The 22,836-nt window shown below is 71.0% G+C and carries 17 protein-coding genes; 10 read left to right on the forward strand and 7 right to left on the reverse strand.

The window, feature by feature from the left end:
- Positions 1 to 132 precede the first annotated feature (132 nt).
- From OIE51_RS14275 to OIE51_RS14285, 3 genes are read left to right on the forward strand one after another with little or no spacing between them, the layout of a single operon-like run.
- The gene (locus tag OIE51_RS14275; protein ID WP_326598039.1) at positions 133 to 2,856 is read left to right on the forward strand and encodes a transglycosylase domain-containing protein; all 2,724 of its coding nucleotides are present in this window, start codon (positions 133 to 135) and stop codon (positions 2,854 to 2,856) included.
- Between the two features lie 46 nt (positions 2,857 to 2,902).
- Positions 2,903 to 4,390 (forward strand): glycosyltransferase family 87 protein, encoded by a 1,488-nt coding sequence (locus tag OIE51_RS14280; protein ID WP_326598040.1) that lies wholly within the window; start codon positions 2,903 to 2,905, stop codon positions 4,388 to 4,390.
- An 8-nt stretch (positions 4,391 to 4,398) separates the two neighbouring features.
- A complete protein-coding gene (locus OIE51_RS14285; RefSeq protein WP_326598041.1) occupies positions 4,399 to 5,904 on the forward strand; it encodes an MFS transporter in 1,506 nt (501 codons plus the stop codon).
- 16 nt (positions 5,905 to 5,920) lie between these two features.
- Here OIE51_RS14285 and OIE51_RS14290 read toward each other — a convergent pair whose 3' ends face one another.
- Positions 5,921 to 7,417: a CCA tRNA nucleotidyltransferase gene (locus OIE51_RS14290; protein ID WP_326598042.1), complete on the reverse strand. Its 1,497-nt coding sequence runs from the start codon at positions 7,415 to 7,417 to the stop codon at positions 5,921 to 5,923.
- A gap of 100 nt (positions 7,418 to 7,517) precedes the next feature.
- Here OIE51_RS14290 and OIE51_RS14295 point away from each other — a divergent pair, with 100 nt between their 5' ends.
- The 7 genes from OIE51_RS14295 to trxA all read left to right on the forward strand — a co-directional run bounded on the left by OIE51_RS14295 (position 7,518) and on the right by trxA (position 17,304).
- Positions 7,518 to 9,851, forward strand: a complete 2,334-nt coding sequence (locus OIE51_RS14295; protein WP_326598043.1) for a DUF6049 family protein — start codon at positions 7,518 to 7,520, stop codon at positions 9,849 to 9,851.
- Positions 9,852 to 9,902: 51 nt separating this feature from the next.
- Entirely contained in the window at positions 9,903 to 12,305 is a 2,403-nt protein-coding gene (gene murJ, locus OIE51_RS14300) for a murein biosynthesis integral membrane protein MurJ (protein ID WP_326598044.1), read from the forward strand.
- A gap of 232 nt (positions 12,306 to 12,537) precedes the next feature.
- Positions 12,538 to 14,226, forward strand: a complete 1,689-nt coding sequence (locus OIE51_RS14305; RefSeq protein WP_326598045.1) for a protein kinase family protein — start codon at positions 12,538 to 12,540, stop codon at positions 14,224 to 14,226.
- A 73-nt stretch (positions 14,227 to 14,299) separates the two neighbouring features.
- Positions 14,300 to 14,989: an RNA polymerase sigma factor SigM gene (gene sigM, locus OIE51_RS14310; protein WP_326598046.1), complete on the forward strand. Its 690-nt coding sequence runs from the start codon at positions 14,300 to 14,302 to the stop codon at positions 14,987 to 14,989.
- A complete protein-coding gene (locus OIE51_RS14315; protein ID WP_326598048.1) occupies positions 14,986 to 15,846 on the forward strand; it encodes a hypothetical protein in 861 nt (286 codons plus the stop codon). Before sigM ends, OIE51_RS14315 begins: the two co-directional genes overlap by 4 nt.
- Before the next feature lie 112 nt (positions 15,847 to 15,958).
- A complete protein-coding gene (gene trxB, locus OIE51_RS14320; protein WP_326598050.1) occupies positions 15,959 to 16,927 on the forward strand; it encodes a thioredoxin-disulfide reductase in 969 nt (322 codons plus the stop codon).
- Positions 16,928 to 16,974: 47 nt separating this feature from the next.
- Positions 16,975 to 17,304, forward strand: coding sequence for a thioredoxin (gene trxA / locus OIE51_RS14325; RefSeq protein WP_326598052.1), 330 nt, complete (start codon positions 16,975 to 16,977; stop codon positions 17,302 to 17,304).
- A 100-nt stretch (positions 17,305 to 17,404) separates the two neighbouring features.
- Here the strand turns inward: trxA and OIE51_RS14330 are convergent, their stop codons facing one another.
- The 6 genes from OIE51_RS14330 to yidC form a co-directional block, all read right to left on the reverse strand.
- A complete protein-coding gene (locus OIE51_RS14330) occupies positions 17,405 to 18,022 on the reverse strand; it encodes a GNAT family N-acetyltransferase (protein WP_326598054.1) in 618 nt (205 codons plus the stop codon).
- Between the two features lie 47 nt (positions 18,023 to 18,069).
- Positions 18,070 to 19,191, reverse strand: a complete 1,122-nt coding sequence (locus OIE51_RS14335; RefSeq protein WP_326598056.1) for a ParB/RepB/Spo0J family partition protein — start codon at positions 19,189 to 19,191, stop codon at positions 18,070 to 18,072.
- Entirely contained in the window at positions 19,188 to 20,261 is a 1,074-nt protein-coding gene (locus OIE51_RS14340) for a ParA family protein (protein WP_326598058.1), read from the reverse strand. The genes OIE51_RS14335 and OIE51_RS14340 overlap by 4 nt, the downstream gene beginning before the upstream one ends.
- A gap of 284 nt (positions 20,262 to 20,545) precedes the next feature.
- Entirely contained in the window at positions 20,546 to 21,277 is a 732-nt protein-coding gene (gene rsmG / locus OIE51_RS14345; RefSeq protein WP_442811923.1) for a 16S rRNA (guanine(527)-N(7))-methyltransferase RsmG, read from the reverse strand.
- Positions 21,274 to 21,783: a Jag family protein gene (locus OIE51_RS14350; RefSeq protein WP_326598060.1), complete on the reverse strand. Its 510-nt coding sequence runs from the start codon at positions 21,781 to 21,783 to the stop codon at positions 21,274 to 21,276. Before OIE51_RS14350 ends, rsmG begins: the two co-directional genes overlap by 4 nt.
- Positions 21,784 to 21,808: 25 nt before the next feature.
- Positions 21,809 to 22,834 carry a membrane protein insertase YidC gene (gene yidC, locus OIE51_RS14355; RefSeq protein WP_326600634.1) on the reverse strand — a complete coding sequence of 342 codons (1,026 nt, stop codon included), beginning with the start codon at positions 22,832 to 22,834 and terminating at the stop codon, positions 21,809 to 21,811.
- Positions 22,835 to 22,836: the final 2 nt, after the last annotated feature.

Consider the following 22,836-nt stretch of genomic DNA (forward strand, 5'->3'; position numbering starts at 1 on the left):
CGCCGAGCGGCGTCCTCGTTCCAGGTGCAGTGCGCCCGGACTCGGGGACGGACCGCACATCGGGGGACTGGATGCCACGAGAAGTACCTGCCGTCTTCAGACACGTGTGTCTGTCCGAGGAGTAGCTGTCCCATGAGCGAGCACCGTCGCAAGCCGCCGCAGGGCCGCGGTCGTCGCGCAGCGGCACCGTCCGGTCGCCGGGCCTCGCCCCCGCCCGTGCCGCCCGCGGGCGGTTCCACGGGCGGTTCGCCGGGCGCGACACCGGACCGGCCGTACGGCAGCCGGGCGGAGGCCAGGCGGGCCGCGCAGCGCGGTGGGGGCCGGCGGCGAGCGGCCAGCGCGGCCGAGGGCGTGACCGGGGGCATGACCGGAGGTGGCCGACGCAGGCGGGCCGAGCCCGCGCGGCGCAAGCGGTTCATCGACTACCCGCGCTCCGGGTACTTCGGGCTGCGGCGGTTCGTGCCGTCGTGGAAGCAGGTGCTGGGCTCGTGTGTCGCCTTCTTCGGGCTGCTGATCGGCCTGATCGGCGTCGCGTACGCCATGACGGACATCCCCACGGCGAACGACATGGCCGTCCAGGAAAGCAACGTCTACTACTGGGAAGACGGTTCCCGGATGGTCGTCGCCGGCGAGAGCAACGTCAACCGGCAGAACCTCGACCTCCAGGACATCCCGCGGGCGATGCAGGACTCCGTGACCTCCGCGGAGAACGCCACCTTCTGGGAGGACCCCGGCATCGACCTGATGGGCATCGGCCGTGCCGTGGTGAACATGGCGCGCGGCGGCGAGACGCAGTCCGGCTCGACGATCACCCAGCAGTTCGTGAAGAACATGTACCTCACGCAGGACCAGACGATAGAGCGCAAGGGGCGTGAGCTGCTGCTGTCGGTGAAGGTCGGCGCGGAGTACTCCAAGGAGGACATCCTTGAGGGGTATCTCAACACCTCCTACTTCGGCCGCGGCGCCTACGGCATCCAGGCCGCCGCCCAGGCGTACTACGGGGTGAACGCGATCGACCTCACCCCCAGCCAGTGCGCGTTCCTGACCTCCCTGCTCAAGGGCCCCGAGCTGTACGACCCGTGGGCGGGCGGCGAGACCCAGGGCGTCAACGAGGAGAACCAGGCGCGCGCCGAGGAGCGGTGGGCCTGGGTGCTGGACCGGCGGGTCGAGGTCGGTGAGGGCCTGAGCGCGGCGGAGCGCCAGCAGATCGCCACCGACGGCTTCCCGGCCCCCAAGGAGCCGACGAAGGCGATGGAGAAGGCCGGGCAGATCGGCTACCTGACCACGCTCGTCGACGACTACCTGATCAATCACGAGATCGTCAGCCGCGAAGACCTCGACGCGGGCGGCTATCAGATCTACACCACCTTCGACGAGGAGATGGTGGACCAGATGGAGGCCGCGGTCGAGCAGGTCCGCGAGGAGAACATCGATCCCGAGGCGCGCGACGAGGACCGGCACGTCCAGTTCGGCGGCGCGACGGTGGTGCCGGGCGACGGGGCGATCCGCGCCATCTACGGCGGTGTCGACTGGACCGAGCACTACGTCAACAACGCGAACAACCCCGGCGCCCAGGTGGGCTCGACCTTCAAGCCGTTCGTGCTGGCGGCGGCGATGCGCGATGGCATACGGGACCCCGAGGGGCCCGTGGACCAGGACGAGGACGAGCGGACCCCGCTCTCGCCGGACAGCGTGTACCGCAGCGAGGACCAGCTCCTCATCCACCACTACAACGGCGATCCCCTCATGGTCGACGACGAGGAGACGGGCGAGCCGGTCGAGTGGCGGCAGAACAACTTCGAGGGTCACTCGCAGGGAGACATCACCCTGCGGGAAGCCATGGAGGTGTCGGCCAACGCCCCGTTCGTCCAGGTCGGCATGGACGTGGGACCGGCGACGGTCAAGGAGGCCGCGATCGACGCCGGGCTGCTGGAGGAGACCCTTGGCAAGGCCGACGACACGGTGCCCACCTTCGCGCTCGGTGTCTCCACCCCGGGCCCGATCCGGATGGCCTCCGCCTACGCGACCTTCGCCGCCAGCGGCGAGCAGGCCGAGCCGTACTCGGTGATCAGCGTGGAGAACAGCCGGCTGGGCTTCAGCTGGGAGCACGAGTCCGAGACCTCCCAGGCGTTCGACTCGGCGGTGGCGGACAACGTGACCGACGTGCTGACCGAGGTCGTGGAGGGTGACGACGGCAGCGCCCAGCCCGCCCAGGCCCTGAACCGGCCGGTGGCCGGCAAGACCGGCACCACGGACGACAACAAGAGCGCGTGGTTCGTCGGCTACACCCGCCAGCTGTCCACCGCCATCGGCATGTGGCGGCTCCCCGACTCCGAGGACGACCTCGTGGGCGACGAGCAGATGGGCTTCATGCCGATGTACGGCACGGCGGACCGCGAGCGGATCAACGGTGGCTCACTGCCGCTCGACATCTGGCTGGCCTTCATGCAGGAGGCCACCGCCGGTGACCCGGTCGAGGAGTTCCCCGAGCCGGGCGAGATCGGTGAGACCCGCTGGGGCGGTGGCGCGGAGAGCCCGCCCCCGGTAACGCAGGAACCCGTGGAGCCGGACGAGACCCAGGAGCCGGAGGAGACCGAGGATCCGGATGACCGCGGACGGCCGACGGATGACCCGACCACTGCCGAGCCCACCACTCCGGAGCCGAGCGACACCTGCGCCCCCTTCGACCCGACCTGCGGAACCGGCGGCACCGATACCGGCACCGACGCGGGCACGGACGAAGGCACCGACACCGGCACGGACGAAGGCACCGACACCGGCACCGATACCGGCACCGACGCGGGCAACGGCAATCAGGGGAGTGACGGCGGCGGGCTGTTCGGCGGTACGGGATAGCCGTGCCCTGACCGTCTGACGGTGGGCCGTGCGGCAGGATGTGGACATGGTGCATCCCCCTCCGCGCGCGGCGGCGCGGCCCACCCTCCAGGACGACACGGCCGCCGCGGGCAGTGAGCTGATCGGCGGACCGGCCGGCCGGCGGGCCGTGTCCGTCGGCGGCTGGTGGAGCCCGGCGCGGGTCGTGGCGCTGGTGATCATCGGGATGTTCGCCCTTGGCATGGCCCAGAAGGCGCCGTGCTACGACAGCGGCTGGTTCCACGGCCCGGCCGACCAGTACACCCACGCCTGCTACTCCGACATCCCGCACCTGTATCAGGGGCGCGGCTTCGCCGACGGGCTCGTGCCGTATGTCGACCACATCCCGGCGGAGCTGTCCGGCGGCATGGAGTATCTGGAATACCCCGTGCTCACCGGCCTGTTCATGGAGGTCGCGGCGTGGCTGACACCGGGCGGCTCCACCGACCCGAGTCCCGGACAGATCTACTGGCTCGTGAACTCCGGGCTGCTGATGATCTGCGCGGTGGTCATCGCGGTCTGCGTGACCCGCATCCATCGCGGCCGCCCCTGGGACGGCCTGCTGGTCGCCCTCGCCCCGGCGCTGGCACTGACCGCGACCATCAACTGGGATCTGCTGGCCGGTGCCCTCACCTGCTGCGCCCTGCTGATGTGGTCGCGCAGCCGCCCCTTCGCCGCCGGAGTCCTGCTCGGCCTGGCCACCGCGGCGAAGCTTTACCCGATGCTGCTGCTGGGACCGCTGCTGGTGCTGTGCTGGCGCGCCGGACGGTGGCGGGAGTTCCGTGCCACGGCCGGGGGCGCCGTCGGCGCCTGGCTGGCGGTCAACCTTCCCGTGCTGATCGCGGCGCGGGAGGGCTGGGCCGAGTTCTACACCTTCAGCGAGGAACGGCCCGTCGACTTCGGCTCCGTGTGGCTGGTCATCAGCCAGCGCACCGACGCCGACCTCAGCGCTGTCAACACCTACGCGGCCGTGCTCGTCCTCCTGGGCTGCGCCGCGATCGCGCTGCTGGCCCTGACCGCGCCCCGTCGGCCACGGGTCGCGCAGCTCGCCTTCCTCGTCGTCGCGCTGTTCATCCTCACCAACAAGGTCTACTCCCCGCAGTACGTCCTGTGGCTGGTCCCGCTGGCCGTCCTCGCCCGGCCCCGCTGGCGCGACTTCCTGGTCTGGCAGAGCTGCGAGGTGCTGTACTTCCTGGGCATCTGGATGTACCTCGCCTTCCTCAACACCGACGACCAGCATGGGCTGTCCACCGGCGGATACCAACTCGCCATCGCGGTGCACCTGTTGGGGACGGCCTACCTGTGCGTCCTGGTCGTCCGCGACGTCCTGCGGCCCGAGTACGACATCGTCCGCCGCGACGGGTCCGACGACCCGGGCGGCGGCGTCCTGGACGGCGCCGCGGACGTTGTGACGCTGCGCCGCCGGCGCCCCGCCCCGGCCGCCCCGGCCGCGTTCGTCGACTGGGGCACCGCCCCACGGCTCCCGGCCGACGCCCGGACCGAGCCCGACGCATGACGTTTCACGTGAAACGTGAGAGACCGGGACAACGCCCCACCGTCGCCACCGATCTGCGCACCCTGCTGCGCTTCCCCGGTTTCCGGCGGCTGCTGACCGTCCGGCTGCTCTCCCAGTTCGCCGACGGGGTCTTCCAGGTGGGCCTCGCCGCCTATGTGGTCTTCTCCCCCGAGCAGCAGACCAGCGCGGCCGACATCGCTGCCGCGATGGCCGTGCTGCTCTTGCCGTACTCGCTGCTCGGTCCCTTCGCCGGGGTCCTGCTGGACCGGTGGCGACGGCGCCAGGTGCTGTTCCACGGGAATCTGCTGCGGAGCGTGCTGGCGGCCGGGACCTGCGCGCTGGTGCTGTCGGGCGTGCCCGACTGGCTCTTCTACCTCTCCGCGCTGTCAGTCACCGCGGTCAACCGCTTCATCCTGTCCGGCCTCTCCGCCGGACTCCCCCACGTCGTGGACACCGAACGGCTGGTTGTCGCCAACTCGCTCTCGCCCACAGCCGGGACCCTGGCCTCCACGATCGGCGGCGGGACGGCGTTCGCGGTACAGATACTGGCCCACAGCGAGGGTGTCGAGAACGCGCTGGCCCTCCTGCTCGCGGCCGGCGTCTACGGCGTGGCGGGCCTGGCGGCGCTGCGCATGGCGCCCGATTTGCTCGGACCGGACGAGGGCACGGCCCCGGCAAGCCTCCCCGCGGCGCTCGCGGACACCACGCGGGGGCTGGTGGCCGGACTCCGGCACCTCTCCGCGCGACCGACGGCGGCCTGGGCGCTGGGCGGGCTGGGTGTGATGCGTTTCTGCTACGGAGCGCTGCTGGTGACCGTGCTCATGCTCTGCCGCTACGCCTGGTCGGACGACAGGAACGGCGGCCTGGCCTGGCTGGGCGCGGCGATCGGCGCCTCGGGAGCCGGATTCTTCGTCGCCGCGCTGATCACCCCTTGGGCGGTGACCCGGCTGGGACGGCGGGGCTGGTTCGCCCTGTGCGCCGTGCTGGCGGCGGTGCTGGTACCGGCCCTGGGGCTGCCGTTCCGGCCGGTGCCGGTGATCCTCGCCGCGTTCGTGCTCGGGCTGGTCTCGCAGGGCACCAAGATCGTGACCGACACGGTGGTGCAGGCGGCCGTGGCGGACGCCTTCCGGGGCCGGGTGTTCGCGCTCTACGACATGATCTTCAACACCACGTTCGTCGGCGCGGCCGGCCTCGCCTCCCTGATGCTGCCCCCGGACGGCCGTTCCGCCGCGCTCCTGCTGACGGTCTCCGCGCTCTACGCGGCCACCGCCGCCACCACGGCCTTCCCTCGCCACCACGGCCCGTTCTCCCACGCCGCGCCCCCCGCACCCCCGGACACCCACTCCACCTCCCCGTCTGTTTCACGTACCGCCACACCCCGGGGGACGACCCCCGAACCCCCGCAAACATCCCCGCCTGTTTCACGTACCGCCACACCCCGGGGGACGACCCCCGAACCCCCGCAAACATCCCCGCCTGTTTCACGTGAAACGGACGAGGAGGAGACCGAGTGACGGTGGTCCCGCCGGGTCACTCGCCGGACTGGGCGGCCCACCACTCCTTCAGGGCGGCGATGGCATCCTCCCGGCCCATCGGGCCGTTCTCCAGGCGCAGTTCCAGAAGATGCCGGTATGCCTCGCCGACCTCTGGGCCGGGGCCGATGCCCAGGATCTCCATGATCTCGTTGCCGTTGAGGTCCGGCCGGATCGCGTCGAGCTCCTCCTGCTCCTTGAGCTGCTCGATCCGCTGCTCCAACCCGTCGTACGCCTGGGAGAGCGCGAGGGCCTTCCGCCTGTTCCTGGTCGTGCAGTCCGAGCGGGTCAGCTTGTGCAGCCGGTCCAGCAGGGGACCGGCGTCGCGGACGTAGCGGCGCACGGCGGAGTCGGTCCACTCGCCCGTGCCGTAACCGTGGAACCGCAGATGCAGCTCGACCAGCCGCGCCACATCCTTGATCATCTCGTTGGGGTACTTGAGCTTGGTCATGCGCTGCTTGACCATCTTGGCGCCCACCACCTCGTGGTGGTGGAAGGAGACCCGGCCATCATTCTCGAAGCGCCGGGTCCGGGGCTTTCCGATGTCGTGCAGCAGGGCCGCCAGCCGCAGTACCAGGTCCCGCTCGCCAGTCTCCAGGGCGATCGCCTGCTCCAGCACCGTCAGGCTGTGCTCGTAGACGTCCTTGTGTCGGTGGTGCTCGTCGCGCTCCAGACGCAGCGCGGGCACCTCCGGCAGCACGTGCTCGGCGAGCCCGGAGTCCACGAGCAGCGTGATGCCCTTGCGCGGGTGGTCGCCGAGGAGGAGCTTGTTCAGCTCGTCCCGGAGCCGCTCGGCGGAAACGATGTCGATCCGGTCGGCCATGTCCGTCATGGCGTCCCGCACGGGCTCCGCGACCGTGAAGTCGAGCTGCGCGGCGAAGCGCGCCGCGCGGAGCATGCGCAGCGGGTCGTCCGAGAAGGACTCCTCGGGGGTACCGGGGGTGCGCAGGACGCGCTCGGCAAGATCGGCGAGCCCGCGGTGCGGATCGATGAAATCCTTCTGCGGCAGGGCGACGGCCATGGCGTTGACCGTGAAGTCCCGGCGGAGCAGGTCCTCCTCCAGGGAGTCGCCGTAGACGACCTCGGGCTTGCGCGAGGTCCGGTCATAGGCTTCGGACCGGTAGGTGGTGATCTCCAGCAGGAAGTCTTTCGGGCCACCGTCGGCCGCACCGGCCGGCGCGGTCTTGCGGCAGCCGACCGTGCCGAAGGCGATTCCGACCTCCCAGACGGCGTCCGCCCAGGGCCGCACGATGCGCAGGACATCCTCGGGCCGGGCGTCGGTGGTGAAGTCCAGGTCGTTGCCCAGCCGCCCCAGCAGCGCGTCGCGCACCGAGCCGCCGACCAGGGCCAGGGAGAACCCGGCCTGCTGGAATCGGGAGGCGAGGTCGTCAGCGAGGGGGGAGACCCGCAGCAGCTCACTCACGGCCCGCCGCTGCACCTGCCCGAGACCGGCGGCCGTCTGGCGGGGCGGTGTGTCTTTCCTGTCGTTCGGCACAACAGCACAGCGTACGTGGCGGTGCGCGGCCCGGGTGCCCCCTGGTGCCCCCGTCCGGGACACCTCGGCAAGCCGATCATCGTTACCATGAGGGCGGGTTGTGGACTCCAGGGAACGGGGCTGGCGCGTGGCGGTGTCGGGGATGCGGGTGCGCGGCGCTCGGCGGCTGGCCTCACTACTGGCCGCGGTGATCGCCCTCCCACTGCTGACCGGGCTGGCACCCCTTCCGTCGGCGAGTGCCGGCGCGCCCGGCGAGGAGCTCGGCACCGGCCACCGACGGGCGACCATCTCCATCACCGATCTCGGCCCCGCCGTGCCCGGCGAGGACGACACCCTCACCATCCGGGGCACGATCACCAACGAGGGTGACTCCCCGATCATCGACAGCTCGGTCGCCGCCCGGCAGGGAGTGCCGCTGTCGAGCCGCTCCGCGATCGACCAGGCGATGGCGCGGACCGGCTTCGACTACGACACCGACGGTCTGATAGTGCGAGGCCATGGTCAGGACATCGGCACCATCCAGCCCGGGATGTCCGCCACGTTCTCCCTCCGCGTCCCGGTCTCCGAGCTGGCCCTGGGCGAGCCCGGCGTCTATCAGCTCGGCGTCGGGCTGACCGGGCAGACCGAGGCCGAGCGCTGGGGGGACCAGGTCCTGGGCCTGGGCCGGACCCTGCTGCCCTGGCAGCCGGACCCGGGCGCACAGTCCCCGCAGACCCGGCTCACCGTGCTGTGGCCGCTGGTCTCCACCACCCACCTCACCTCCAGGACGGACGCGGACGAGGAGCAGACCCCGGCCTTCCGTAACGATGACCTGCTCCGCGAGATCTCCCCCGGCGGCCGGCTGTACCAGCTCGTCTCGCTCGGCGCGGACCTGCCGGTCACCTGGGTGATCGACCCCGACCTGCTGGCCTCCGTGGACGCCATGCGGGAGGAGCACCTGGTCGAGACGGACACCGGCCTGGTCCCGGGCACAGGTCAGGAGGAAGCCCTCGCCTGGCTGTTGATGCTGGAGGAGGCGGTGCGCCAGGACGAGGTCATCGCTCTGCCCTTCGGCGACCCCGATGTCGCGTCGCTGGCCCACCAGGGCATGGACGTGCACGGCGCCCTGTCCCAGTTCGCCACCGCCACCGAGACGTCGGCCCAGACGGTGGAAACCGTGCTGGTGGACACCGAGCCCAGCACCGATTTCGCCTGGCCGGTGGATGGGGCCATCGACCCGTCCATCGTGTCGGTGGCCACCTCGGCGGGCGCCACGCACGTCATCACCCGCAGCGACAGCCTCCGTCCCGGCGACGCCCTGTCCTACACCCCGACCGCCGCCCGCCCCATCGGCGGCGGCACCACGGCGATCGTCTCGGACGCCCGGCTCTCCACCCTCTTCGAGGGCGACCTGACCCGCACGGGGGCCGCCGCGCTGGCGCAGCAGCAGCTCCTGGCCCAGACGCTGGCGATCACCCTCGAAGCGCCCGCCAACGAGCGCAGTGTCGTGCTGGCTCCCCAGCGGATGCCCACGGCCGATCAGGCGCAGGCCATGGCCGCCGCCATCCGCGGCGTCCGGGACGAGGGCGACTGGGTCGCCTTCGCCGACCTGTCCGAGGCGGCGGACGCCACGCCCGACCCCGCGGCGAACAACCGGGTGCCGTCCGCCGAGGAGTACCCGGCGGAGCTGCGCGAGCAGGAGCTGTCCACCAGCACCTTCCAGTCGATGCGCGAGACCCAGCGCACCCTGGCGGACTTCCTGGTGATTCTCACCGACCCGGACCGGGTGAACGACCCCTTCGGCAACGCCATCAGGCGGGAGATGTCCACTTCCTGGCGGAGCGGCGAAGAGGAGGTCGAGGAGTACGGCGACTCCGTGCAGGAGGGCCTGGTGGCCCTCACCGAGCGGGTCCAGCTCATCCCGAAGTCCGACATCACACTGTCCGGACGCAGCGCCACCATCCCGGTCACCGTCCAGAACAACCTGGTGCAGGACGTGCACAACCTGGAGCTGCGGCTGGTCTCCCTGCGGCAGCTCGGCCTGGAGGTCAGCGGGGCGCAGGACGTGCGGGTCAACGGCGGCCACAGCCAGTCGTTCAAATTCACCGCCACCGCGCGCGCCAACGGCGTCATGCAGCTCTCGGCCCGCCTCTACACCACCGAGGACAAGGCGTACGGCGAGGAGATCACCTTCGAGGCCGACGTCACGTCGATCACCTCCGAGGTCATGATGGTCATCGCGGGCGGCATCCTGCTGATGGTCCTCGCGGGCATCCGGATGTACAGCCAGCGCAAGCGCGCGGCCCGCAAGTCCGCGGCGGACGCCACGGGCACGGACATCGGCTCGGACACCGGCGCGGACACGGACGGGTCCGGGGATGAGAGCCGCACCGACACCGGTGCGGACGTCAGCGGCGCCCCGCCCGGGAGTGAGAGGCTGGACCCCAACGAGTGAGCCGCCAGCCGGAGGGTCACCGCCGGCCCGGAAATTCGAGGTGGGGTAGCGATGCAAGCGCCGTATGACCGTGAACGCGGCCAGGCGCCGGGGGGTGGAGACCCGTCCGGCTGGCCGGAGGACCAGCGGGACCACCCCGAGCAGCCGCCCGCCTACGATCCCGCGGCCTACCCCCCGCCCGTCCAGGACCCGCGCGCCTACGGCCCCCCCGCCTACCAGCCGGAGCCGTACCCGCAGCAGGGCTACGACCCGTCGGTCCACCAGCACCAGCACCCCGCCTACGACCCGTACCTCGCGGACAGCGACCAGCATGATCCCTACGCGACCCACGACCCGCTGGCCCAGGCCCCCCTGGCTCAGGGTCCGGTCGGCGAGGCGCCGTATGACCCGTCCGCGCAGCCGCCACCGCCACCCGGCGGCGCCCCTGATCCGGCCGCGCCGTACCAGCAGCAGCCGCCCTCCCCCTACGCCCCCGACCCGCGGCGCTGGGCTCCCACGCCCGCCCCCGAGCCCGACGGCGTCTCCCGCCGGCTGCCGCACGGGGACGACCCGACGGCGACCCCGTACACCGGCATCGACGGGCTGATGCGAGGCGCGGGGGAGGGCGATCCAGGACGGCAGGGAAGCCGCCCCGATACCGACGACGCGTTCGCGCACCTCTTCCGCGACCAGCAGCCGGGGCCGGTCACCCCTGGTGCGCCGCCCGGCGCGGCGGGCGGCATGCCGCCCGGCCCACCCCCGGCCGCCCCCGGGCGGCCAACGCCACGGCAGCGCTCCGAGCCGACCCCCGCCCCGCCGCCCGCCGCGAAACGGACCGGCCGGGTCAGCGGGCTGCTGCGCTCCAGCGCCATCATGGCCGCCGGCACCCTGGTCTCCCGCGTCACCGGTTTCTTCCGGCAGCTCGTCCTCGTCGCCGCGCTCGGGGCGGCGGTCCTCGGCGACACCTACACCGTCGCCTGGTCCCTGCCGGCCATGATCTACATCCTCACCATCGGCGGTGGACTGAACTCGGTCTTCGTCCCCCAGCTCGTCCGGGCGATGAAGCGGGACAGTGACGGCGGCGACGCCTACGCCAACCGCCTCCTGACTCTGGTCATGGTCGCGCTCGCCGGTCTCGTCATCGCCGCCGTGCTCGCCGCCCCGCTGCTGATCCGCATGATGTCCGCCACCATCGCGGACGACCCGGCCGCCAACGAGGTCGCGGTCACCTTCGCCCGCTACTTCCTGCCGACCATCTTCTTCATGGGCGTCCATGTGGTGCTCGGCCAGATCCTCAACGCCCGCGACCGCTTCGGCCCGATGATGTGGACCCCGGTCCTCAACAACATCGTGGTGATCTTCACCCTCGGGATGTTCCTGTGGGTCTACGGCACCCAGCGCACCTCGGGCATGAGCGTCACCACCATCACCCCCGAGGGAGTCCGCCTCCTCGGCGTGGGCACCCTCCTCGGCCTGGTCGTCCAGGCGCTGGCGATGATCCCCTACCTGCGCGCCGCCGGATTCCGCGTCCGGCTCCGCTTCGACTGGCGCGGTCACGGCCTGGGCAAGGCCGCCACCATGGCCAAGTGGACGGTCCTGTTCGTCCTCGCCAACCAGGTCGGGCTCGTGGTCGTCACCCAAATCGCCACCTGGGCCGGTGAGAGCGCCCAGCGCGACGGTCACCCCGGCACCGGCTTCATCGCCTACAACAGCGCGCTGCTGATCTGGCAGATGCCGCAGGCCATCATCACGGTCTCGGTCATGGCCGCGCTGCTCCCCCGGCTCTCCCGCTCGGCGGCGGACGGCGACACCACCGCCGTGCGCGACGACCTCTCCCAGGGCCTGCGCACCTCCGCCGTGGCGATCGTCCCCACCGGCTTCGCCTTCCTCGCCCTGGGCGTGCCGATGTGCACCCTGCTCTTCGGCTCGGCCGGCGAGGAGAGCGCCCGTTCGTTCGGCTACATCCTGATGGCGTTCGGCCTGGGCCTGATCCCGTTCTCCGCCCAGTACGTCGTGCTGCGCGCCTTCTACGCCTACGAGGACACCCGCACGCCCTTCTACAACACGGTGATCGTCTCCGCCGCCTGGATCGTCCTCTCCGGGCTCAGCTTCGTCGCCCTGCCGGACCGCTGGGTGGTCGCCGGTATCGCCTTCGGCTACGGCCTCGCCTACACGCTGGGCGTCATGATCGCCTGGCGCCGCCTGCGCGACCGGATGCGGGCCGACCTGGACGGCGCCCGGGTGCTGCGCACCTACATCCGGCTGGCCGGGGCCAGCATCCCGGCCGCGCTGCTCGGCGGCGTGGCGGGATTCGCCATCCTCGGCGCGGCCGGCGAGGGCATCCTCGGCTCCCTGGCGGCCCTGACCGTCGGAGGCGTCATCCTGCTGGGCGTCTTCTTCGTCGCCGCGCGCCGCATGCGCGTGGAGGAGCTCAACGCTCTGGTGGGCATGGTCCGCGCCCGTCTGGGACGCTGAACATCTCCCTGTGCGCCGTAATCACCGCACAGGGCCCGCGCACGCAACCCCGGCGCCACGCGCCGTACAACCTGCGGTCGTACTCACATGTCGTGCAGGGTGACGGACTACCGGCACAATGAATCTGGCAGGGTCACATCCGGCAGCCAAGATCGGGGAGGCGGGAACGACGGTGGCGGAACGGAGCACGGCGACGAGCTCACCGCAGCGTCCAGCGAGCGCCCAGCACGCCATGGACCCTGAGGACACCCAGGCTGCCGGCCCCTCGGCCGACGGGCCGACGGACGAGGACACCGAGCACACCGAGCACACCGAAGGCATCCAGGGCACCGGGAATACCGACGGTACCGGCGCCGCCGAGGGTCCCCCGGAAGCCTCTCTGCCGCCCGAGCCGCACAGCGGTTACCGACTCGCCAAGCGCTACCGGCTTGAGGAGTGCATCACCCGACTGGACGGCTTCAGCGGTTGGCGTGCCGTCGACGAGAAGTTGCGCCGAGCCGTCGGCGTCCATGTGCTGCCCGTCGGTCACGAGCGCTCCGACGCCGTTCTCAGCGCAGCCCGCTCCGCCGCCCTGGTCGGCGATCTGCGCTTTGTGCAGGTTCTCGACGCCGCCGAGGAGCACGGCCTCGTCCATGTCATCCACGAGTGGCTGCCGGACGCCGTTCCGCTCAGCACGGTCCTGCACACCGGTCCCCTCGACCCCTTCGAGGTCTACGCGCTCGCCAGCCAGGTGTCCCAGGCGATGGCCGCCGCCCACCGCAAAGACCTCGCGCACCTGAGGCTGACCCCGGCCACCGTGCTGCGCACCGGCCCCGGCCAGTTCCGCATCCGCGGCCTCGCCGTCGACGCCGCGCTCCGCGGGATCACCTCGCGCGAGCCGCGCCGCGCCGACACCGAGGCCATCGGTGCCCTGCTGTACGCCGCCCTGACGCAGCGCTGGCCCTACGGCGACGGCGCGTACGGTCTGAGAGGCGTGGCGGGCCTCGGAAAGGGCTCCCGCGACCCGCTGGCCACCCCGGAACAGGTCCGGGCGGGCGTCCACCGCGGGCTCTCCGAGCTCGCCATGCGCGCCCTGGACAACAACGGCGCCACCGCGGCCAGCCACGAGCTGCCCTTCACCACCCCGGAAGAGCTCAGCCAGACCCTCGCGACCCTCCCCCGCATCCCGCCGCCGGATCCCACCCCGACCGACCTGGTGGGCTACCAACACACCACCTATCAGCGCGGCACCCTGACCGCTCACCGCGCCTCCGCTGTCCCCCCCGCCGGGGCGGTCGGCACGGCGGCTGTGATGCCCGCCCTGCCCGGCCGTACCGGGGCCGCCCTCAAGTGGGGCGTCTCCGCGCTCCTCATCGCCGCACTGGGCCTCGGAAGCTGGCAGCTCGCGGACGCCCTTCTGAAGGGCGATGCCCCGGCCGAGGCGTCCTCGCCGGCGGCCCCGCCCGCCGCCGGCGAGGACGACCCGCCCGTCCCGGAGCTGGTGACCATCGAGGACGTCACCGAGTTCGACCCCTATGCGAGCGGCAGCGGGGGCCAGAACCCGGAGGACACCCCGCACACCATCGACGGCGACCCCGCGTCCTATTGGCAGACGAGCAACTACTACGGCCCGTCGTTCGGCAACCTCAAGCCCGGTCTCGGCCTCGTCCTGGACCTGGGCGAATCCCGGCGGGTCTCCTCCATCACCGTCGACGCCATCGGTGAGACCACGGTCGAATTCCGCGCGGCCCCCGGAGCCGACAGCGTGCCCGCCACCATCGACGGCTTCACGTCCCTCGCCGAGGACACCGGAGACTCGCTGACCCTCAGCGCGGAGACCCCGGTCGAGACACGGTTCGTTCTCGTCTGGCTGACCGAGCTGCCCCAGGGCAGCGATGGCAACTACCGTGGCCGCATCACGAACATCGCCGTCGCCGAATAGCCCGGAGCCGGGCTGTCCGCGGCGGGAGCCGGTAGAACAGGCCCGGCAGATCAGGAAGGGGGAAGGGTCCGCCATGGGCAGACGCCTGCCTCGCGAGCCTGCCGTGGACCGTGACAAGGAGCTCCTGGACCGGCACGTCGCGGGCGATCCCGACGCCTTCACCGAGCTCGTCCGTCTTCACCGCGACCGGCTGTGGGCCGTCGCGCTCCGGACGCTGGGGGACCGGGAGGAGGCGGCCGACGCCCTTCAGGACGCATTCGTCTCGGCCTACCGAGCGGCTCACACCTTCCGCGGCCAGTCCGCCGTCACCACCTGGCTCCACCGCATCACGGTCAACGCCTGCCTGGACCGGGCCCGCAAGGCCCAGAGCCGGCGAACCTCGCCCATGCCGGAGCCGGAGCGGCTGGAAGCCCTGCTGGAGCCCCAGGAATCCGCCGAGGTCCCTGCCGAACGCCAGGACCTGCGGCGCGAATTGCACGCCGCCCTCGCGCAGCTCCCGGCCGAACAGCGCGCCGCTCTGGTCCTCGTGGACATGCAGGGCTATCCCGTCGCCGAGGCCGCCCGTATCCTCGGGACCCCGGTCGGCACGGTGAAGAGCCGCTGCGCCCGCGCCAGAGCGCGACTCCTGCCCCTGCTGCGCCATCTGCATCCCCGGGCCGCGGAGGACCAGCCGGCAAGGAACCAGGCGCCGAGCCCGTCCGTCCCACCACCGAGGGACCCGGGAGAAACCGAGACCGTGCGGGGAGGAGGGGCGCCGTCATGACCAACACCCACCCCGAGCCCGCCGAGATCGCGGCGCTCGACGAAGACCTGCTGCCTCCCGCCGACGCGGCCCGGCTACACACCCACCTCACCGAGTGCGCCCCCTGCGCGGATATCCGGGCCGACCTCGCGGCTCTCCGCCACGAACTCGCTGTCCTCCCCGACCCGGGCCCGCTCCCCGACGACATCGCCACCCGCATCGATGCGGCCCTGAACGCCGCTGCCGGGTCTGTTTCACGTGAAACAGAGGGGCCGCGTGAAACAGAGGGGCCGCGTGAAACAGAGGGACCGCGTGAAACGGAGGGAGCACGCGCGAGGGCGGCAGCGCGCGAACCCAGCGGAGGGTGGCGTGGCAGGAGGCCGCGGTTCGCGCTGGCGGCGGTCGGTGCCCTTGTCGGGCTGGGACTCGGGGTCACCGCTCTGCAGTCGATGGACATCGGCGGGGGAGCGGACTCCGACACCGTGGCGGACGAGGTTGCCGAGGGTCCCGTGGAGCGGGACACCGGCGTGCTGGAGGCAGAGGTGCGGGCGCTGCTCGAGCAGACCGAGAGCGGCGAGGCGCTCACCACCGAATCGGCCGATGCCGGGTCGATCCCCGACAGCGACCACGTGCCGGAGGCAACCGAGTTCGCCGTTCCCGACGTGCCGGCCTGTGTACGGACGGCGATCGGCCGCCCGGAGTTGCCGCTCGCCGCCGAGGAGGAGGACTACGAGGGCGTTGACGCCTATCTCGTGCTGTTGCCGCACGCGGCCGACCCCGGACAGGTGGACGCCTATCTGGTCGACGCCGCGTGTGTCAGCGCCGCGTCGGCGGCCTCCGCGGAGATCCTCGTCCAGGAGAGCTATCCCCGCGATTGACCGCAGCGCGGCGGCGGGAGCACGGGAATGTCTGGGACCCTAGGATCCGTTAATGGACTACGGACCCCCCCGGGGGTCCTGGGTCCGAGATCCCGAGACAAGGAAGAATCCCGTGAGCGACGTCCGCAACGTGATCATCATCGGCTCCGGACCTGCGGGCTACACCGCCGCTCTCTACACGGCTCGTGCTTCGCTCAGCCCGCTCGTCTTCGAAGGCTCGGTCACCGCGGGCGGCGCCCTCATGAACACCACCGAGGTCGAGAACTTTCCCGGCTTCAAGGACGGGATCATGGGGCCCGATCTGATGGAGAACATGCGGGCCCAGGCCGAGCGCTTCGGTGCGGAGCTGGTCGCGGACGACATCGTGTCGGTCGACTTCAGCGGCGAGATCAAGCTCGTGACCGACAGCGAGGGCACGGTGCACCGGGCCAAGGCCGTCATCGTGACGACCGGCTCCCAGCACCGCAAGTTGGGGCTGCCGAACGAGGACGAGCTCTCCGGCCGCGGCGTGTCCTACTGCGCGACCTGCGACGGCTTCTTCTTCCGCGAGCAGGACATCGCGGTGATCGGTGGCGGCGACACCGCCATGGAGGAGGCCACCTTCCTCAGCCGCTTCGCCCGGACCGTCAGCATCGTCCACCGACGGGACGCCCTGCGGGCCTCGGCTGCCATGCAGGAGCGTGCCTTCGCCGACCCGAAGATCAAATTCGTCTGGGAGAGCGAGGTGGCCGAGATCCATGGCACCGACGGCAAGCTCTCGGGGCTGACGCTGAGGAACACCGGGACCGGCGAGACGTCCGCCCTCCCGGTGACGGGACTCTTCGTCGCCATCGGACACGACCCCCGCGTCGATCTCTTCAAGGGACAGCTTGACCTGGACGCCGAGGGGTACCTGAGCGTGCACGCCCCCACCACGCGCACCAACATCCCCGGTGTCTTCGCCGCCGGAGATGTCGTTGACCACACGTACCGTCAGGCGATCACCGCGGCCGGCACCGGGTGCTCCGCCGCGCTGGACGCCGAGCGGTATCTCGCCGCCCTGGCCGACGCCGAGTCGATCACGTCAGACGTCCAGGTCTGACGGCCAGGCTCTGCCGCACATCACCCCGAAAGACAAGGAGAAGCACCATGGCTGGTGCCACCGTGACCGCCACTGACGCCGACTTCGAGGAGAAGGTCCTCCAGAGCGACAAGCCGGTGCTGGTCGACTTCTGGGCGGAGTGGTGCGGTCCCTGCCGCCAGGTCGCCCCGGCCCTGGAAGCGATCGCCGCCGAGCACGCCGAGAAGCTCACCGTCGTCAAGCTGAACATCGACGAGAACCCGGTGACCGCCGCCAAGTACGGCATCCTCTCCATCCCGACCATGAACGTCTACCAGGGCGGCGATGTGGTCAAGACGATCGTCGGTGCCAAGCCGAAGGCCGCCATTGAGCGGGATCTGACCGACTTCATCAGCTAGTACCCCGGGACACGACAGGGAGAGCCCGTGGCGTTTCACGTGAAACGCCACGGGCTCTCTGTCATTCCAGGACCGCTGCCGTGTCAGGACCGCTGCCGTGTCAGGACCGCCCGAGAGCCGGGATCGGCTTGGGACCGCCGAGCAGCCGGTCGAGCGCCAGCTCCATGTCCGTGCGCCAGGAGACGGCCCGGCGCAGTTCGAGCCGCAGCCGGGGGAACGCGGGATGCGGGCGGGTGATTTCGAAGCCCACCGCCAGCAGATGCTCGGCGGGCAGCACACACATCGGCTCCCGCGACCGGGCATCGCCGAACGCCTCGATCGCCCGCACCCCGCGCCCCAGCAGATCCTTTGCCATGGCCTGCGTCATGGTCCGCCCCAGGCCCTGCCGCCGGAATCCGGGGGCGATCCAGCCCGTGATCAGCTGCACCGCGTCGGCCGACACCGGGCTGGTGGGGAAGGCGCCGGAGCGAGGCACATACGCGGGGGGCGCGTAGAGAACGAATCCCACGGGACGGCCGTCCACATAGAGCACCCTGCCGCAGCTTCCCCACTCGGACAGGAGCGAGGAGACCCAGGACTCCTTCTCCACGTCGGCGTGGCCGTCCCGCTCCGCCCTCGCCCCGGTGACCGGGTCCAACTCCCAGAAGACGCAGGCGCGGCAGGGAGACGGCAGGTCGGAGAGGTTGTCCAGGGTGAGCGGAACAAGCTGACGCCCCATGGATGCCATCGTATCCATGGGGCGTCCACCGCGACCGGACACCGGTCTCAGCCGTTCTCCTCGGCCCCGTCGGACTCCTGCTCAAGCCGGTGCTGGTCGAGCACCGGGCCCTCGCCGGGGGCCAACTGACCGAGGATTCGTTCCAGATCCTCTATCGAGGCGAACTCGACGATGATCTTGCCCTTCTTCTGCCCCAGGTCGACCTTGACCCGGGTCTCGAACCGGTCGGATAGCCGGCCGGCGAGGCTGTCCAGGGCCGGCGCGATCCGGCGGCCCGCCCGTGGTCCCCGGCCGCGCGCGCCATTCTGCTTTGCGACCGAGCCCTGCAGCGTGACGATCTCCTCGACCGCCCGCACCGACAGCCCCTCGGCCACGATCCGGGTGGCCAGCCGGTCCTGCTCCGCCGGGTCGTCGACCGACAGCAGAGCCCGAGCGTGCCCCGCCGACAGGACCCCGGCGGCCACGCGGCGTTGCACGGCAGGGGACAACCGCAGCAGCCGGAGGGTGTTGGACACCTGGGGCCGCGAGCGGCCGATGCGCTCGGCCAGCTCGTCGTGGGTGCACTTGAAGTCCCGCAGCAACTGGTCGTAGGCGGCGGCCTCCTCCAGCGGATTCAGCTGGGCTCGGTGCAGGTTCTCCAGGAGCGCGTCCAGGAGCATCTTGTCGTCGTCGGTGGCCCGGATGATCGCCGGAATGGCATCCAGTCCCGCCTCCCGGCAGGCCCGCCACCGCCGCTCGCCCATGATGAGCTCGTAGCGGTCCTTACTCAACTGCCGCACCACGACCGGCTGGAGAAGGCCGACTTCCTTGATGGACGTCACCAGCTCCGCCAGCGCGTCCTCGTCGAAGACCTCACGCGGCTGGCGCGGGTTGGGCGTGATCGAGTCCAGGGGCAGCTCCGCGAAGTGCGCCCCGGCGACCTCCCCGCTCGCTCCGGCACCCGTGGACGGGGCGAACGGCGTTTCACGTGAAACGCCGTTCTGCCCGTCGCTCTCGGCCGAGGGTGCCGTGGGGATCAGAACCGCCCGGTCGGGCGCCAGCACCGGGACCGCCGCAGGCGAGACGGCACCCGGGTCGATCGCCGAGACCGCGTGCTCGTCCGGACCCGTCGGTGCGGGCGGAATCAGCGCACCGAGCCCGCGGCCGAGTCCTCTCCGTCGTTCGGTCACGACGCCCCCTTCATCGGGCTGTGCTGTCCCCGCTGCGTCCGGGGCTGGCCGCCACCCGCTCCGCGCACCGCGATCTCCCGCGCCGCCTCCAGATAGGAGAGCGATCCGCTGGATCCCGGGTCGTAGGTGAGGACCGTCTGTCCATAGCTCGGCGCCTCCGAGATCCGCACCGAGCGCGGGATGTTGGTCCGGAGAACCTCCTCACCGAAATGGCTCCGGACCTCGTCCGCCACCTGCGAGGCAAGCCGGGTCCTCCCGTCGTACATCGTCAGCAGGATGGTCGAGACATGGAGCCGGGGGTTGAGGTGGCCCCGCACCAGCTCCACGTTCCGCAGGAGCTGGCCCAGGCCCTCCAGCGCGTAGTACTCGCACTGGATCGGAATGACCACCTCGGCGCCGGCCACCATGGCGTTCACGGTGAGCAGCCCGAGGGACGGGGGGCAGTCGATGAAGACGTAGTCCAGCGGCTGTTCGTAGGAGCTGATGGCCCGCAGCAGCCGGCTCTCGCGGGCCACCACAGACACCAGCTCGATCTCGGCACCGGCCAGGTCGATGGTCGCGGGGGCACAGAAAAGCCCCTCGATATCGCGGACCGGCTGGACCACCTCGGCGAGGGGCTTACTCTCCACGAGCACGTCGTAGATGGAGGGCACATCGGCGTGGTGGTCGATTCCCAGCGCCGTCGAGGCATTGCCCTGCGGATCCAGGTCGATCACCAGCACCCGGGCTCCGTGCAGGGCCAGGGAGGCCGCCAGATTGACCGTGGTGGTGGTCTTGCCGACGCCGCCCTTCTGGTTGGCGACGATCATGATCCGGGTCTGTTCCGGTCTCGGGAGGCTTCCCCCCGCCCGGTACATGGCCTCGACCGCCTGCTGGGCCGCCCGACCCGGTGATGCGCCCGGGGGTGGCGGCGCGACCGGGGCGATATCGACCGCGCCCCCGGGAGCGTCCGTCGGCTCGGACCGAGGGCCGGGGACCGGATCGGCCGTCGACCCGGCGATATTGGCGTCGGACCGCAATGGTTCACTCTCCTCGACACGTGCAGCCTTCGTGGGGTCAAAGACTGCCATGCCCTGGGGGTCGTGAACCAGCGAAGACCAGGTACTTGTGGATGACGGACCGCCTGTGGATACCGGCGACCCACTTGCGGATGTACTTCGGGAGGGTCGGCGGTCGCGCGGCTCGGCGGCAGCGCGCCCACGGCTGATGATTCCCTGGAGCAGCGAGCGGCGTTTCACGTGAAACACGATGCCCATGCGTCCGGGGCGCGGCGCGAACGACACTCCGCATCAGAGATATATTCGGCTCTATTGCCCTCGCATCGGGCGAATCGAGCCGCGCACCGCGCCGAATGTCAGTGGGAACGGCGAGCGTCGCGTCGGGCGGCCCTGGCCCGCTTGGTGGCGAACCGCACCCCGCCGGGGCTCTCCCCGACCTCCACCCGCACCACGGTGGACGGCGGATCCACTAGCCCGGCCCCCACCTGGAGCACCGCGCTGCGCACGACGCCGAGCTTGGCCAGCGCGCCTCGCGCGTTCTTCAGCTCGTCGGTGGCGGTGTCGCCCTTGATCGCCAGCATCTCGCCATAGGGCCGCAGCAGCGGCACCCCCCAGCCGGCGAGCCGGTCCAGCGGGGCGACCGCCCGCGCGGTCACCACGTGGACCGGGGTGAAGGTGCTCAGCACCTCCTCGGCCCGGCCGCGCACCACGGTCACCTGGTCCAGGCCCAGGAGCTCCACGACCTCCTGGAGGAAATTAGTGCGGCGCAGCAGCGGCTCCAGCAGTGTGATGCGCAGATCCGGCCGGACCAGGGCCAGGGGGATGCCGGGCAGCCCGGCTCCCGAGCCCACGTCGCACACCGTCACCTGCTCGGGCACGGCCTCCGAGAGCACCGCGCAGTTCAGCAGGTGGCGCTCCCACAGGCGCGGCACCTCCCGGGGGCCGATGAGACCGCGCCGCACCCCGATGTCCGCGAGGAGCTCGGCATACCGGACGGCGTCGGGCAGCCGGTTCCCGAAGATCTCGTGAGCCGACGGGGGCGGCTCGGGCAGCCCGGCCTCGGCCGGGCCCGCCGACGACGCGCTCACGGCAGGACGACGACGCAGCGCTGCGGCTCCTCGCCCTCCGACTCGCTGCGCAGGCCCGCGGCGGCCACGGCGTCATGCACGACCTTGCGCTCGAACGGGGTCATCGGCTGCAGCTTCAGCGGCTCTCCCGACTCCTTCACCCGCTGAGCGGTCTCCGCTCCCAGGGCGGTGAGCCGCTCCCGCATGCGGGCCCGGTGTCCGGCGATGTCGAGCATCAGCCGGCTGCGCTCCCCCGTCTCCCGGTGCACGGCCAGGCGGGTCAGCTCCTGGAGGGCTTCCAGGACCTCCCCGTCCCGGCCGACCAGCTTCTGGAGGTCGCGGGCCGAGCCGTCGGCGACGATCGACACCGCCGCCCGGTCGCCCTCCACGTCCATGTCGATGTCGCCATCGAGGTCCGCGATATCGAGAAGCCCCTCAAGGTAGTCGGCCGCGATCTCACCCTCCTGCTCCAGGCGGGTCAGGACATCGGTGTCCTCGGCGGCGGCGGTTGAGGTCGTGTCCGTCACGGGTGGGACTCCTTCTCCGGGCTTTCTACTTCTTGCTTTTCGCTGACGGCTTGCCGGGCTTGCCCGGCGGGGTCTTCTTGCTCTGCTGCTGTTTCTTGGCCGGCTGGGCCTGCGCCGCCGGGCCGGACTGGCGCTGCGACTTCGACTGCCGCTTCGGCTGCGTACGGACGGCACGGGCGGCCTCGGCGGCTTTCTCGTCCTCCACCGCGGCCGGCTCCTCCTTGAGCTTGCCCTTCTTCCGCAGCCGCTCCTGACGCTCCTGGAAGGCGAGGCTGCCCGGAGTGGGGTTGCGGTTGATCACGAAGAGCTGCTGGCCCATCGACCACACGTTGGTGGTCAGCCAGTAGATCAGCACGCCGACCGGGAAGTTGATGCCGAAGACGGCGAACATCAGCGGGAAGACGTACATCAGCATCTTCTGCTGGTTCATGAACGGCGTCTTGACCGTGAGGTCGACGTTCTTCGTCATGAGCTGACGCTGGGTGTAGAACTGCGAGGCCGACATCAGCACGATCATGATGATCGTGACCGTCCGGACCTCGGTCAGCGTGGCCCCCAGGCTCGCGACCTTCTCCGCGCCGTCCATGAACCGGGTCGCGATCGGCGCCCCGAAGATCGTCGCCTGCCGGGCACTGACGACCTGCTCCTGCGTGAGCACGCCGACCTTGTCGTTACCCGCGATGTGGCTCAGGACCTGGAAGAGGGCGATGAAGAACGGCGACTGCGCGAGGATCGGAAGGCAGCTCGAGAGCGGGTTGGTGCCCGTCTCCCGATACAGCTTCATCATCTCCTCGGACTGACGCTGCCGGTCATTCTTGTACCGCTCCTGGATCTTCTTCATCCGTGGCTGGAGCGCCTGCATGTTCCGCGTCGCCTTGATCTGCTTGACGAAGAGCGGAATCAGCGCGATCCGGACCACGATCACCAGGGAGACGATCGACAGACCCCACGCCCAGCCGCTGTCCTCGTCGAAGACGAGGCTGTAGAGGCGATGGAACTGGACGATGATCTGGGTGACTACCCAGTAGAGGGGACTGAGGATCGAGTTGATCG

This window comes from Streptomyces sp. NBC_01803 (assembly GCF_035917415.1).
Taxonomy (GTDB): domain Bacteria; phylum Actinomycetota; class Actinomycetes; order Streptomycetales; family Streptomycetaceae; genus Streptomyces.